The following is a 14,515-nucleotide window of genomic DNA, read 5'->3' as shown; positions in this document are numbered from 1 at the left end:
ATTCAGAGAAAGACTGGGGTTCAGCATAGCCAGTTCCGGCCCTTTCGCGGGACAAGCCCGCTCCTACAGGTATCGCACAGAGTCCGAGCCTGCGGTAATCCTGTAGGAGCGGGCTTGCTCCGCGAAGAGGCCTCACAGGTCACACAAAACTCAGCCCAGCATCACCCGCAAAGCCCGGCAATCCGCCGCATGCCAGTCCACCAGCTCCGGCCATGGATTATCCGGCAGATTCACTAGCACCGTGCGCGCACCAGCGGCCCGCCCACAGTCCAGGTCAAAGCGGTAATCCCCGACCATCACCAGCTCGCCGGGCGCCACGCCCCAGGCGTTGGCAATCTTCAACAGCCCATCCGGGCTCGGCTTCGGCTCAGCCTCATCGCGCCCGAGAATGTGCTCTACCGCAAAGCAGTCCGCCAGGCCGATCGCTTCCAGCGTCACATGCGCCAGCTCCCGCGCATTGCGGGTCAGGATGCCCAGGCGGCAGCCACGCTCGGCCAGCTCACGCACCAGCTCCACCGCCCCGGTGGCCGCTGTCGAAGCAATCGCCAGGTCGCGTTCATGTTCCAGCAACCAGGCATGCTTGGCCGCTGCTTCGGCCGCCGGCAGCGCCGCCAGGTGGGTGAGAATGTCGTGCTCGGCCGGGATATCCAGGGCGACGCGGATAGCCGCGAAATCGTGCACCGCCACGGTCAGGGTGCCGTCCATGTCGAACACCCAGTTGCGGATTTCGGCCAGGCTCATGCCCAGTCCTTGCGGTGGCGAATCAGGCCTTCCTGGGTCGACGAGGCCACCAGCTGGCCGGCGCGGTTGAAGATGCTGCCGCGGCAGAAGCCACGGGCATTGCCTGCCCATGGGCTGTCGGTGGCATACAGCAGCCACTCATCGGCGCGCAGGTTGCGGTGGAACCACAGCGAATGGTCGAGGCTGGCGATCTGCATGTCGCGCTGCCACACCGACTTGCCATGGGGCAGCAGCGAGGTGGTCAGCAGGCCGAAATCGGAGGCGTAGGCCAGCAGGTATTTGTGCAGTGCAGGTACGTCCGGGAGTGTGCCGTCGGCGCGGAACCAGGCGTACTTCACCGGGTCGCCGGGCTGGGGGTTGAACGGGTCGCGCTCGGTCACCGGGCGGATCTCGATCGGCTTGGCACACAGCACCTTGTCGCGGATGCGCTCGGGCAGCTTGTCGGCATGGGCACTGGCCAGCTCGACTTCGGTCGGCAGGTTTTCCGGGCCTACCACGTCAGGCATCTGCACTTGGTGCTCGAAGCCTTCCTCGTCGTACTGGAACGACGCACTGCAGGTGAAGATTGGCTGGCCCTTCTGGATCGCCGTCACCCGCCGGGTGCTGAAGCTGCCGCCGTCACGCACGCGGTCGACAGAGTAGACTACCGGCAGGCTGGCATCGCCCGGGCGCAGGAAGTAACCGTGCAACGAATGCACATGGCGCGCGTCCTCGACCGTCTGGCTGGCGGCCGACAGCGACTGGCCTAGCACCTGGCCACCGTACAGCTGGCGGAAGCCCAGGTCCTGGCTGCGGCCACGGAACAGGTTCTCCTCGATCGACTCGAGGCTCAACAGGTCGACCAGGTCGTCCAACACATGACTCATCGGGGGTTCTCCTAGCAAGGCATCACAGCTCTACGGCGCTCTCAGGTGGGAAATGATACAGGGTTTGCCATTGACACCGTGCATGGCGGCTCATTCAGTGCGCAGGGTCTGCTCCCAATGTGCGCGGTCAATGCGGTACAGCACGTGAGGGCGCAGTGGGTGGCCGATGGGCAGGCGGGGGTGATCGAAGCTGCCATTGGCGTCCTGGACCATGCCGATGGCCTGCATGACCTTCTGCGACGGCAAGTTGCTCTCGCTAGTGAACGACACCACCTCTTCCACGCGCAATTGGGCGAAAGCACAACGCAGGCAGGCCCACGCCGCCTCACTGGCAAACCCCAGGCCCCAGTGGCGCCGGGCCAGGCGCCAGCCAATCTCCACCGCCGGGGCGAACGGCGCGTCGAAATTGACATTGAGCAACCCCGTCATGCCGATGAAAGCGCCGCTATCTTTTCGCTCCAGAGCCCACAGGCCAAAGCCGTATTCGTTGAAGTGCCCACGGATCCTGCCGATCAGCGCCGCCGCTTCCAGCCGCGTCATCGGCGCAGGGAAATAGCGCATCACCTGCGGGTCGGCGCACAGTGCGGCGAACTCGCGCAGGTCGTCGTCGCGCCATTGGCGCAGCACCAGGCGTGGGCTTTCCAGGTGGAGAATGGGGGTCATGGGACGAGCTCCGGTTTTGCGCTTTGGCACTTAACAGCGTAGGCGCGGCCGGGTTTTTCACGCAACTGGCGGCGCCCGGAATGCAATTTTCACAACCCCTTCACCAGCCCCCGACAGACGGCTGAGCACAATACCGCCAAACCACCGCCGCGCCATTGGAGTGACGCATGCAGCCGAGCAACACCTTGGGCCATCCCGCCATCCACGCCCGTCGCAAGCGACGCATGTCACGCAAAGCCCTCGGTGCCGCTCTTGGCCTGTGCATGGTCATCGCGGCAGTGACCACCTGGCTGGCGACGAGGACCCATATCGTGGACCTTGGCAACGAGCAGCAGTTGAGTGAAAGCGGCCTCCTGCAAGACTGGGCCGAAGGCGCAGTGATCGTGATGATCCGCCACGCCGAACGTTGTGACAGCGCACCCGGCCCGTGCCTGAACGACCCTACCGGCATCACCGTGGCCGGCGGCGAGGCTGCCACGCGGGTCGGCCAAGGCTTGAAGCAACTGGGCCTGACCAATGCCGATGTGCTCGCCAGCCCCAAAGTGCGCACCCTGCAAACCGCGCACTTCATCCTCGGCCAGGCCGTACCGAGCGAAGCCTGGCTGGAAAGCTGCGACAACCAGTTCGCCATTGAAGCGCTGGCACGCAAGCGTGCGGGGCACAACCTGGTGCTGGTGACCCACAATGGCTGCATCGACCATTTCGCCCGCCAGCAGCGGGTGGCCGGTGGTGAGCGCGAGAGCAACTACGCCAGCGCGCTGTTCGTATCGGTGGATGCCAACGGCAAGGCGCGAATCCTTGGACGCTTGAACGAGCCAGACTGGCAACGCGTATTGGCCAGCGTGGGGAAATAACTGGCAAGATCAGCGCTGGCCCTGATTGCGAAGTCCCCATGCCGTTGCCGCTGATCTACCACGAAGACTACAGCCCGGAATTCCCCGCCGAGCACCGCTTTCCCATGGACAAGTTCCGCCTGCTGCGCGACCACCTGGTCGACAGTGGGCTGACCACCGACCAGGCCCTGCTGCGCCCGGACATCTGCCCCAACGATATCCTCGCCCTGGCCCATGACCGCAGCTACATCGAGCGCTACATGAACGGCGAGTTGTCCCGCGAGGACCAGCGCCGCCTCGGCCTGCCCTGGAGCGAAGCCCTGGCCCGGCGTACCGTGCGCGCAGTGGGCGGCTCGCTGCTGACCGCCGAGATGGCGCTGCAGCACGGCATCGCCTGCCACCTGGCCGGCGGCACCCACCACGCCCACTACGACCACCCGGCGGGCTTCTGCATCTTCAATGACCTGGCAGTGATCAGCCGCTACCTGCTCGAGGCCGGCCGCGTGCACCGGGTGCTGATTTTCGACTGCGATGTGCACCAGGGCGACGGCACGGCACGCATCCTCCACGACACCCCGGACGCCATCACCGTGTCACTGCACTGCGAGCAGAACTTCCCGGCACGCAAGGCCCACAGTGACTGGGACATTCCCCTGCCACGCGGCATGGGCGACACGGCTTACCTGAAGGTGGTGGAAGATGCGCTGAACTATCTGCTGCCGCTGTATCAACCCGACCTGGTGCTGTACGACGCCGGCGTCGATGTACACAAGGACGATGCCCTGGGCTACCTGCAACTCACCGACCAAGGGCTGGCGGCGCGTGACGAGTTGGTGATGCGCCACTGCCTGGGCCGGGATATACCGGTGGTCGGGGTGATCGGCGGCGGCTACAGCAAGGACCGTGAAGCCTTGGCCAGGCGCCACGGCATTCTTCACCACAGTGCGGCGCGCGTCATGGGTTGTTCACAATGACTGTGGAACCGCTTGTGGATAACCTGCGGGAAAGGCGCTACAGCCCTTTGCCTGCGTGCCCTGCAGAACACTGATCATTTTTTGTTCAGTGCTTACGTTGGCCCGGCTGCGCTAGAATGTGCAGTCTTTTCCACAGCCTGCTGCCTATCATGTCTGAAAAATCCCCCGCTTCCCCTCCCCTGGCCGTCGTTATCGGCGGCGGCCCTGCCGGCCTGATGGCTGCAGAAGCCATGGCCCAGGCGGGCCTGGCGGTGGAAGTGTTCGACGCGATGCCATCGGTGGGCCGCAAATTCCTGCTGGCCGGCGTCGGCGGCATGAACATCACCCACTCGGAAGCTTATCCACAGTTCGTTTCGCGCTATGCCGAGCGGCAGAACGAGGTCGACGGGTTGTTGCGCGACTTCGATGCCGATGCGCTGCGCCAGTGGATTCACGGGCTGGGTATCGAAACCTTTGTCGGTACGTCGGGCCGGGTTTTCCCGAGCGACATGAAAGCGGCCCCGCTGCTGCGCGCGTGGCTGAAGCGCCTGCGTGACAACGGGGTAGTTATCCACACCCGCCATCGTTGGCTGGGCTGGAATGCCGACGGCAGCTTGCGAATCGCTTATCCACAGGGTGAATTGCAGGTCAGGGCCGACGCCGTGGTGCTGGCCCTCGGTGGCGCCAGCTGGGCCAGGCTAGGCTCCGATGGTGCCTGGCAGCCTTTGCTAGCCGAACGCACTGTGGATATCTCGCCGCTGCGGCCGAGCAACTGCGGTTTCGAGGTCGAAGGCTGGAGTCCAGTGCTTGTGGACAAGTTCGCAGGGGCACCGCTGAAGAACATTGCCCTGAGCGTGCCGGGCATGGCGCCGCGCAAGGGCGAGTTCATCCTCACCGCCCAGGGTGTCGAGGGCAGCCTGGTGTATGCATGGTCGGCGCAACTGCGCCAGGCCATCGAGCATCAGGGGCAGGCCAGGCTGTTGCTCGACCTGCTGCCGGACAAGCCTGTGGACAAGATTGCCCAGGCGCTGGCCAAACCACGCGGGTCGCGGTCGATGGCCAAGCATCTGCACAGCCAGTTGGGGATCGATGGGGTCAAGGCGGGGTTGCTGCGGGAGCTGACGGATCAGGCGACCTTTGCCGATCCTCAGGCGCTGGCACGGGCGATCAAGGCCTTACCAGTCACGCTGGTACGCACGCGACCGCTGGACGAAGCAATCAGCAGTGCCGGTGGCGTGCGTTTCGAAGGGCTGGATGAAGGGTTGATGATTCGCCGGATGCCGGGAGTGTTCTGTGCGGGCGAGATGCTGGACTGGGAGGCGCCGACAGGGGGGTATCTGCTGACGGCGTGCTTTGCCAGTGGATTGCGAGCGGGGCGAGCTGCAGCAGACTGGCTGCATTCCTGACGCAGGCATCGTCCGCTCCCACAGGCTTTTAGAGATCCCGAAACTAGGGTTTGCGCTTGCGCGGCCCGCCGTTGAAGCTCGGCACCTTGCGCACAGCCTTCACCGAAGGCTCTGCCGCTCCCGCCTCGGCACTGTCCATCCAGCGCCCCAGGCCACGCTTGGCGCTGTTCTCTTTCGGTTTCTTGGGCTTCTTCGGCTTCTTGATCACCTGGCCACTGGCATCGGTCATCGGCACCCGGTGCTCGGGGATGAAGTCCGGCTCCTCATGACGCGGCAAGGTTTGCCGGGTCAGCACTTCAATCGCCGACAGCATCTGCACTTCATCGGCACACACCAGCGAGATCGCCTCGCCCTTGTTGCCGGCCCGGCCGGTACGGCCAATACGGTGCACATAATCCTCGGCCACGATCGGCAGGTCGAGATTGACCACCAGCGGCAGGTCGTCGATATCCAGGCCACGGGCCGCGACATCGGTCGCTACCAGCACCTGGATTTCCCGCGCCTTGAAACTGTCCAGCGCGCGCTGGCGGGTGGCCTGCGGGCGGTCGCCGTGGATGCCGTCGGCATTGACGCCTTCAGCCAGCAAGCGCTCGACCAGCTGATCGACGCCATTGCGGGTCTTGGCGAATACCAGCACCTGCTTCCAGCGCTGCTTGCGCAGCAGGTGCATGAACAAGTCGGTCTTGCGCTTCTTGTCCACAGGCACCAGCCACTGCTTGACCGTGGTCGCCGCAGCGTTGCGCGGGCTGACTTCAATGCTCAGCGGGTCGTTCAGGGCCAGGCCGGCAAGCATGCGGATCTGCTCGGAGAACGTGGCGGAGAACAGCAGCGTCTGACGCTTGCGCGGCAAGGCGGCGTAGACCGACTGCAGCTCCTCGGCAAAACCCAGGTCAAGCATGCGGTCGGCTTCGTCGAGGACCAGCGTCTGTACCTGGTTGAACTTCACCGCGTTCTGACGGAACAGGTCGAGCAAGCGACCGGGCGTCGCCACCAGCAGGTCGACGCCACGGCGCAGGCGCATCATCTGCGGGTTGATACTGACCCCGCCATACACCGCATAGGTGCTCAACGGCAGGTTCTCGGCATACTCGCGCACGTTATTGTGCACCTGCTCGGCCAGCTCGCGGGTCGGCACCAGTACCAGCGCACGGATCGAATTGCTGGCGACCTTCTCACCTTCCAAGGCCAGGCGTTGCAGCACTGGCAAGGCGAAACCGGCGGTCTTGCCGGTGCCGGTCTGGGCTGCGGCCATCAGGTCGCGGCCGGCCAGCACGGCAGGGATGGCCTTGGCCTGGACCGGGGTCGGGGTGGTGTAGTCCAGCTGCTGCAAGGTGCGCAGCAGCGGTTCGATCAGGCCGAGTTGGGCGAAATTCATGGCAATACCGTCAGGGGGTTCAGCGAAGGCGGCAAGTTTACCGCATCGCCCCTGGCTACTTGCAGATTTCGCCCTTAAGCGGTTGTTCGGGAGCCTTGCGCCACTGCGGCAAGCCGATCAGCACCACGGCGCCGATGATCACCGCCATGGCCAGGCATTCTTCCGCGCCGATTTCTTCGCCGGCGAAGAGGATGCCCAGCAGCACCGCCACCGCCGGGTTGACGTAGGCATAACTGGTGGCAGCGGCCGGGCGCACGTTCTTGAGCAGGTACATGTAGGCACTGAAGGCGAGTATCGAACCGAACAGCACCAGGTAAGCCAGCGCGCCCCAGCCAGCAGCAGTCGGCATCTGCGTCATGCGCTCACCAGACAGCACACTGCCCAGCAGCAATACCGCACCGCCAACCAGCATCTCGGCAGCACTGGCCATCGGCCCCTGTGGCAGCGGCAGGCTTTTGCTCCACACCGAACCGAATGCCCACGAAGCCGCCGCGAACAGGATCAGCGCCGCGCCGATGGGGCTGGCCTGCAGGTTCGAGCCGAGGTTGAGCAAACCGATGCCGAGCAGGCCGAGGAAGATCCCGGCCCATTCCAGGCGCGAGTTGCGGTGGCCGAACAGCAAGCCAAAGACCAGGGTGAACAGTGGCACGGTGGCCACTGCCAACGCCGCCACGCCCGATGCCACGCCAGCATGTTCGGCCACGGTCACACCGCCGTTGCCGCAGCTGAGCAGCAGAAAGCCGATGGCACCTGCCGCACGCCATTGCGGCCAGGTCGGTGCCGGCACCCCGCGCCAGCGCAGGAAGCCGTATAGCAGTCCGCCCGCAATCAGGAAGCGCACCCCCGCCATCAGCATCGGCGGCCATGACTCGACGCCGATGCGAATGAACAGGTAAGTGGAACCCCAGACCAGGTACAAGGCCAGGAAGGCGCCGACGAGCAACAGCGGAAAGCGACGGGAGGCAGGCATGGCAGGCAACTCAGAAATCCGTTTTCGGGTGACTGAGTTTAGGGCTGTGTGCAAGCAAAGATAAGTTACAAAACAGCGCGAAATGAGCGGCACACTTTTGGTGCGCTCATCAGGCGTACTTAGCCAAGGTTTCGCGGACTTTCGCGGCAGGCGTTTTCTGCAGGCGGCAAAGCAGCTCGTGGGAGAGTTGCTGGATGCCGTGGGTCTGGCATAGCACACCGGCCAAATGTTGCAGGAGGTTGGCGGCCATCTCCGCATCGGCCATCGCCCGGTGCGCGGTACCGGTATCCGGCAGCCCGGCCCAACGGGTCAGGGTGCCCAGCTTGTGGTTCGGCGCCGCCGGCAGCAGGCGCCGGGACAGCAGCAGGGAACAGGCGAAGGACTGGCGACGACTGCGGCCGATGCGGCCCAGTTCGTAATCCCAGAACTTCTGGTCGAAGGCGGCGTTGTGCGCCAGCAACGGGGTATCACCGACGAACTCGGCCACTTCGTTCATCACCTTGTCCACCGGCGGCGCTGAGCGCAGCATGGCAGTGGTGATGCCGGTCAGTCCGGCGACGAAGGCAGGCACCGGCACACCGGCATTCATCAGGCTCTGATAGCGCTCGACGATGCGCCCGCGTTCCAGCATCACCACCGCCACCTCGGTGGCGCGGCAGCCGGCACCGGGGGAAATACCGGTGGTTTCAAAGTCGATGACAGCAATACGTTCCATGAAAAAACCTTAGTGCTTGAGCAACAGCGCGCCCTCGATGGGCACATAACGGGTGGCGGCGCGAATCAGCGACAACGCCGTCAGGCCTGGGACGCCATAGACCACCGCCTCGGCGCCATGGCGCTGGATGACCCGCTCCAGCAGCAGGTCGAAGTCACCATCACCGGAGGCCAGCACCACCTGGTCGACCCGGCTGGCCGCATCGATCACATCGAGTGTAATGCCAACGTCCCAGTCGCCCTTGGCAGAACCGTCGCTGCGCTGGATGAACGGTTTCAGGCGCACGTCGAAACCGAGGTTGCGCAGGATCTGCTGGAATTGCTGCTGCTTGCTGTCACCGCGGTCGATGGCATAGGCCACGGCCTCGACGATCTCGCCTTCGCGGCTGACTTCCTTCCACAGTGCGGTGTAGTTGAAGTGGCAGCCGTGGGCCTGGCGCACGGTGTAGTAGAGGTTCTGCACATCGGCGAACAGCGCGATCTTTTTCACCACATACCCTCGACATGAAAAGGGGCGCAAAGCGCCCCTTCGGAAATGCCAGCAGTATGCCAGACCGATCAGACGAACGTATCGTCATCCGAGAAGAAGCCACCGTCATCGCTGCCATAGTCAGTGTCGGCAAAACCACCCTGATCATTGCCCCAGCCGTCATTGTCAGCCACTTGCTGCTGCCCGCCCTGGTCATTCCAGCCGCCGCTGTCACTGGCCGGTGCCGGCTCTTCCTTGATCACCTCGACCACCTCCTCAGGCTGCGAGTGGTGGTTGAACAGGCTGCTGATGCCTTGCGCCAGCAACACACCACCGGCGACGCCCGCAGCAGTCTGCATCGCGCCGCCGAGGAAGCTGCTGGCACCGCTGCGCGCCGGCGCGGCGCCAAAGCCGGCCTGTTGCGGTTGTGCCTGTGCTTGCATTTGCGGCTGCGGCTGGGAGAAGCCCGGCGCACTCGGCTCACGCCAACCGCCACCCGACGCTACCGGCGCACTTGGGCGCTGCGGTTGAACCGGCTCCGGATTGCGCGCACCGGCACCGAAGATGCTCGACAGGAACCCGCCCCCGCCATTGCCACTGCTGGCACGGGTCGCGTCGAGCTGGGCGCGGGCTTGCTTCAGCTCGGCCTCCAGCTGCTTGTTCTGCTCGTCCAATTGCTTGATTGCGGCTTCCTGAACCAGGATCGCCTGGGTCATGTAATAGGGCGCTGCCGGCTGCTGGCGCACATGCTCCTCGATCCGTGCCTGCGCCTGCACATCACGCGGCTGGCTCGGGTCTTCGGCTTGCTTGATGCGGCCGAACAGGCCGTCGATCAGGGTTTGTTCATCTGTGTTCATTGGGCTACCTCATGGGCTAGCAGGACATCGGACATGGCAAAGATGGGGCGCATGGGCTGCGGATTCAATCACCGCACGGGTGAAACTTTTTTCAGCAAGTGACAGCTCTGGGCTAAAGTTATGCCCCTGCTTTTACTGCCTTGCGATGTTGACTGATGAATCCGCTGAGCGTTCTGCGCGACTCCCTGTACTTCTTCCGCCGCCACCTGGCCAGCATCATCCCGCTGTGCCTGCCGCTGGTGGTGCTCGAAGCCCTCATTACCCAACTGTTGTATCGCCAGCTGGGCGACCAGGCCTCGCCGGCCTACGGCATGCTGATCAGCCTGTTGTTCTATCCGCTGTACAGCGCGGCGCTGATCCTCTACCTGGATACCCGCAGCAACGGCCAGGAGATCCGCAAACGCGACCTGTTCGCCCGCGCCCTGCAGCTGTGGCCGCAGCTGGCCCTGCTGATCATGATCAGCTCGCTGCTGATCATGGCCGGGCTGGCGCTGTTCATCTTCCCGGGCGTGTGGATCATGATCAACCTGGTGTTCGCCGAATACCTGCTGGTGCTGCGTGGCCTGCCAGTGGTGCAGTCGATGCGCGAGAGTGCGCGTATGACCACCGGGCACTTCATGCGCATCATGATCTGCGTGGTGGGTGTGCTGGCGCCGATCTGGCTGATCGACGGGCTGCTGCTGATGGCCATCCCCGAGCCCTCGCCAGCAGCCGAACTGGCCATGGACAGCTTGAGTGGCTTCCTGCAGCTGTTCAGCACCGTGGTGCTGTATCGACTATTCATGCTGCTGGAAAGTGAGGCAGCCGCCTGACTGCGCCATGGCGGCAGATGCGAGGTGCTCAGGTACCGCGCGGCTTGGCCCGCGCGGTCGCTTCAGCCACCAACGGGTCATCCGGCCAGTAGTTACCACCATCGCAACTGCGATGCATAGATTGACACGCTCAAACCAGCAGAAAACCTGGGTTTCTCCCGCATACCCATTGACGGTGATTGACTGTCAATGGATTCGCCCTGGATTGACGCTTCTGCAGGTATTTTGAGGACATATTGACAGCCAAAATGTGCGCAGACTGCATCCAGCTCCACAACGATTGACACCCCGCGCCCCTCACCCTAAAACGGTAATCCACGCTAAGTTTGGGAGCGGGAAAATCTCGGGGTGTGAAAGACACCTCTCGCTATACTTCCTACTAAATGGCACAGTGCCTCCATGGCATTGATTGCCGTGAATTGCCTCTCTGATCGCGAGCGCAGACGCTCACCGGGGAGCTGATTCTTCTGCCAGATCCTCGAGTCCTGTCGCCTACGGCGATGGGGAAAGCAAAGGCTGCGGCCCCTTTGGAAAGATCGTGTTATGGATGGCGTAATTTTCAAGCAAACCGGTCAGTACGCAGTGTGCTGTGTTGAAAACTTTTCTGATGAGCTAAAGACCACGATACGAGACAACCTAACGCGTATCTGCCATGGCGCCGATCTCGCCAGCCGCAGCTCAATCATGTTCAAGTATGCAGCCACCCTCAAATCATTCTGGGATCGCTATTCGACTAAAGAAGATAAGACGCGAATTGGTATGCTTGGAGAACTCCTGGCACACGTGATCATTCTTAAAAAGCTCGATAGCTTCGATGTCATTTCCCCGTTCTTCAACATGGAAGAAAAACACATCAGGAAAGGCTTTGACCTCGTCCTGTACGAATCCGCTTCGAATGAAGTGTGGATCACCGAGGTAAAGTCGGGCGGAGCAGGCACAAGAACCTCTTGCGCAGCTACTAGCGCATTGCTGGCCAAGGCTCGAGATGACTTAAAGGGCCGACTTGCCGAGGCCGAGACGAACCATTGGCACAACGCGATCAATGCCGCCCAGAAATCAATCAATGAAAGTAAAGGCTACAAAGAATCAGTTCTTGAGATTCTAGGTCTAGAGGGTGACAACGCCTACCTGAACACTGCTGTTGCCTCAGACAACAATGTCGTTCTGGTATCTGCGCTATTCAACGATGCGACGCGAAAAGTAGAAGAGAAGACAGTCGAACATTTCACAAACAAGCTGATAGCCAACCCGATATTCAAAACCGTTCTAGTGCTATCGCTTCAGAAAGGAACGCTTCAGAAGCTAGAAGACTTCCTTCGCACAGAGGCAGGATGCTAAATGCAAGAGCTCACCATCAAGGAGTTAGCAAAAACCCGTTTCAAAGACATTTACATGAACCTTCTGCGCGGTCATGAAATGTCCGATGGGGAAACTGTAAAACTTCTCGCTATCGCTGTATTACTACTTAATCACAGCGCGGCAGAAATTAAGCGCCTAGGTTATCGAATCACCCTGCTTTATGGAAACCTTACTGGCCGATACGAGCCTCTTTACGACGTAGCCGTGAACAGCGGGCTTCTCCCAGTTTCTGCCGTTATCGGAAAGTCGTTTGAGCAAGATGAACGGCTGAGCAACTCTTTTATCCAGAACATCGTAAGTAGCTACGTAGATACCTTCCGCGATCAAGAGATGGTGCTTACAGAGCAGCAGGACACCTTGAGAACTTTCGTACAAGCTGAGTATGAAAATTCATCAGTTGTAGTAGCTCCGACCTCTTACGGCAAATCAGATCTGATCATTAAGTCCGTTAGAGACAACCCTGAAAAACGTGTACTCATTCTTGTACCCTCAAAAGCCTTACTGGCTCAGACAAAAAAGCGGTTGATTTATGCTGACATCAACGACATGGGCAAAGTCATCACGCACCCCGAGATGTATTCTCCTGAGCGAAACTGCCGCGTTTTTGTACTGACTCAAGAACGACTGAATCGCATGCTTAACGAGCATAGTTATTTAAAATTCGACATGGTGTTCGTGGACGAGGCGCACAACCTCCTCCAGGGCGATAGCCGCAACGAACTATTGGCCACGATGCTATGTATTTTGGGAGCTCGCAACCCCGACACTTCCTTCAAGTTTCTAACTCCATTCCTTTGCAATGAGCTTAATGTTCGTGTTCGCTACTTGGACATGACACCGAAGGGATTCAGGATTGATGAGTATATAAAATCCGAGCGTTTCCTTGTTAGGGACTTCAGAACCGGAAAGGATGATGGAAAGCTTAAGCTCTATGATCATTTCCTTAACCACTGGATTGACTTAGATCGCAAGCACAAGAACTGCTTTGACCTTATTAAAAATGAATCCCTTGCCAAGAACATTATCTACGGAAACACGAAAAAACGGATCGAGCAATTTGCGCTCGAACTAGCCGAGAGCTTGCCAAACATTGAATGCCCACTGGTTCAAACAGCTTGCGACGAACTCGAGGAAACGTTCGACAAGCGCTATCGGCTCATCGCTTGCCTACGAAAGGGTGTGATGTACCATCACGGTTCAATCCCAGATACCATCCGTCTTTATCTTGAAAATCTGTTCAATAAGTCCAAGGCGATTAAATACCTGGTATGCAACTCAACGTTGCTTGAAGGAGTAAATTTACCAATCGAGCGACTGTTTATATTTGACTACTCCAAAGGAATAGGAAACCTGACGTCATCACAGTTCAAAAATTTGATTGGTCGGGTAAACAGATTTAGTGAGGTATTTGACCCCAAGGCGGGTTCTGCGCTGCAAAAGCTTGAATCCAGCATTTACCTTTTGGGTGTTGATGAATACACCCACAAGAGAGCGAACCTCAAGACGTTCTACGAAAATTCCGTAAACGTCTCGAAAGAAGACGAAGACACGGTCAACAATGTTCTCCTCGAAGCAGCTGACATAAGTGATGACAAGGCCGCCCTACGCCACAAGGACGCGGTATCAAGGCTTGAAAACCTTCAGCCAGGCGTTGTCACTGGCGAAGAATGCAAATATGTAAAGACAGAGGTTGGCCGCTTAATGATCGCCAACAGCGTCAGCGAAATCGACGTATTTGCCTCAGAAGAAGACGTGGACGAAGCCATTAGCCTATCACTCGAGGCGAATGGGCCAATCAATACCGCCGACCGGCTCTTAACCGACATCAAGACTTGCTTCATCGAAAAGTTTCATGCAGGAACAAAAAATAGCGACATGCTGCGCCTAAAAAATCAGGCAGCGTTGGACTTTTACGCAATGTTCCTGGATTGGAAACTAAAAAAACGCACTACAAAACAAATCATCAGACACACGTTAAAATACTGGGAAGATCTCCCCCAAACGAAAGGCACTGACTATGTATACGTGTCCAGCTGGGGCGACACCAAGTACAAAAATAGCCATAGTGCTCACTATGTAAGAATTTCACGAAAGAACGACGTAGAACGAGTCAATCTCGCAATCGTAAGGCTCAAAGACGAAGACGACTTTTTTGACAACAAAATCTTCAGATTCCTTGAGATCCTCAATGGAGTGGGCGCCGTAGAGCCTAGCTTCTACAAGCGAGTGAAGTACGGTACCGACGATGAATCAAAAATCAAATTGATTCGCGAGGGGTATAGTCGCGGATTATCCGAACTGTTGCTTGATCGATACCCTCGGTATGTGCGCATGAATGCGAATGGTGAGATCGAGGTCAGCTCCCATGTAATCGGGCTGATGAGACGGAACGAAGAAAGTGACCTGCTGATCTTTGAAGCCCAGCTGAACTTGAAACCTGTGCCAGAGCAGTCGGCGTAGCTCCACAGAGAGCTGAAGGATGATGCCCGCTGGCCTG

At 60.0% G+C, this 14,515-nt stretch carries 14 protein-coding genes; 6 read left to right on the top strand and 8 right to left on the bottom strand.

Annotated elements, in window-relative coordinates:
* Window positions 1-150: 150 nt before the first annotated feature.
* The 3 genes from BGP85_RS16720 to BGP85_RS16710 form a co-directional block, all read right to left on the bottom strand.
* Window positions 151-741: an HAD family hydrolase gene (locus tag BGP85_RS16720; RefSeq protein ID WP_103448881.1), complete on the bottom strand. Its 591-nt coding sequence runs from the start codon at window positions 739-741 to the stop codon at window positions 151-153.
* Window positions 738-1,607: an acyl-CoA thioesterase II gene (gene tesB, locus BGP85_RS16715; RefSeq protein ID WP_027917732.1), complete on the bottom strand. Its 870-nt coding sequence runs from the start codon at window positions 1,605-1,607 to the stop codon at window positions 738-740. Before tesB ends, BGP85_RS16720 begins: the two co-directional genes overlap by 4 nt.
* A 90-nt stretch (window positions 1,608-1,697) precedes the next feature.
* Window positions 1,698-2,270 (bottom strand): GNAT family N-acetyltransferase, encoded by a 573-nt coding sequence (locus BGP85_RS16710; protein WP_103448880.1) that lies wholly within the window; start codon window positions 2,268-2,270, stop codon window positions 1,698-1,700.
* A gap of 167 nt (window positions 2,271-2,437) precedes the next feature.
* On the opposite strand from BGP85_RS16710, the gene BGP85_RS16705 reads away from it, so the two are divergent.
* From BGP85_RS16705 to BGP85_RS16695, 3 genes are all read left to right on the top strand, one after another.
* Entirely contained in the window at window positions 2,438-3,124 is a 687-nt protein-coding gene (locus tag BGP85_RS16705) for a lipopolysaccharide core heptose(II)-phosphate phosphatase PmrG (protein ID WP_103448879.1), read from the top strand.
* 38 nt (window positions 3,125-3,162) lie between these two features.
* A complete protein-coding gene (locus tag BGP85_RS16700) occupies window positions 3,163-4,077 on the top strand; it encodes a histone deacetylase family protein (RefSeq protein ID WP_103448878.1) in 915 nt (304 codons plus the stop codon).
* 149 nt (window positions 4,078-4,226) lie between these two features.
* Entirely contained in the window at window positions 4,227-5,462 is a 1,236-nt protein-coding gene (locus tag BGP85_RS16695; protein WP_103448877.1) for a TIGR03862 family flavoprotein, read from the top strand.
* 43 nt (window positions 5,463-5,505) lie between these two features.
* Here BGP85_RS16695 and BGP85_RS16690 read toward each other — a convergent pair whose 3' ends face one another.
* The 5 genes from BGP85_RS16690 to BGP85_RS16670 form a co-directional block, all read right to left on the bottom strand.
* Window positions 5,506-6,837 (bottom strand): DEAD/DEAH box helicase, encoded by a 1,332-nt coding sequence (locus BGP85_RS16690; protein WP_103448876.1) that lies wholly within the window; start codon window positions 6,835-6,837, stop codon window positions 5,506-5,508.
* Between the two features lie 55 nt (window positions 6,838-6,892).
* Window positions 6,893-7,807, bottom strand: coding sequence for a drug/metabolite exporter YedA (gene yedA, locus BGP85_RS16685; protein WP_103449868.1), 915 nt, complete (start codon window positions 7,805-7,807; stop codon window positions 6,893-6,895).
* A 109-nt stretch (window positions 7,808-7,916) separates the two neighbouring features.
* The gene (locus BGP85_RS16680) at window positions 7,917-8,522 is read right to left on the bottom strand and encodes a 3'-5' exonuclease (protein ID WP_103448875.1); all 606 of its coding nucleotides are present in this window, start codon (window positions 8,520-8,522) and stop codon (window positions 7,917-7,919) included.
* Window positions 8,523-8,531: 9 nt separating this feature from the next.
* The gene (locus BGP85_RS16675) at window positions 8,532-9,011 is read right to left on the bottom strand and encodes an NYN domain-containing protein (RefSeq protein ID WP_103448874.1); all 480 of its coding nucleotides are present in this window, start codon (window positions 9,009-9,011) and stop codon (window positions 8,532-8,534) included.
* 68 nt (window positions 9,012-9,079) lie between these two features.
* Window positions 9,080-9,847, bottom strand: a complete 768-nt coding sequence (locus BGP85_RS16670) for a DUF2076 domain-containing protein (protein ID WP_103448873.1) — start codon at window positions 9,845-9,847, stop codon at window positions 9,080-9,082.
* Window positions 9,848-10,002: 155 nt separating this feature from the next.
* Here BGP85_RS16670 and BGP85_RS16665 point away from each other — a divergent pair, with 155 nt between their 5' ends.
* The 3 genes from BGP85_RS16665 to BGP85_RS16655 all read left to right on the top strand — a co-directional run bounded on the left by BGP85_RS16665 (window position 10,003) and on the right by BGP85_RS16655 (window position 14,478).
* Window positions 10,003-10,659, top strand: coding sequence for a YciC family protein (locus tag BGP85_RS16665; protein ID WP_103448872.1), 657 nt, complete (start codon window positions 10,003-10,005; stop codon window positions 10,657-10,659).
* A gap of 543 nt (window positions 10,660-11,202) precedes the next feature.
* On the top strand, window positions 11,203-11,997 hold the full coding sequence (locus tag BGP85_RS16660; protein ID WP_049275212.1) for a Hachiman antiphage defense system protein HamA: 795 nt from the start codon (window positions 11,203-11,205) through the stop codon (window positions 11,995-11,997).
* On the top strand, window positions 11,998-14,478 hold the full coding sequence (locus BGP85_RS16655; RefSeq protein ID WP_102689286.1) for a DEAD/DEAH box helicase: 2,481 nt from the start codon (window positions 11,998-12,000) through the stop codon (window positions 14,476-14,478). It begins immediately after the preceding gene.
* Window positions 14,479-14,515 lie beyond the last annotated feature (37 nt).

Origin of the sequence: Pseudomonas putida (genome assembly GCF_002906855.1) — a bacterium.
GTDB lineage: Bacteria > Pseudomonadota > Gammaproteobacteria > Pseudomonadales > Pseudomonadaceae > Aquipseudomonas > Aquipseudomonas putida_N.
The sequence above is the reverse complement of the archived record's forward strand: the minus strand, read 5'-3'. Positions and strand labels throughout refer to the sequence as shown.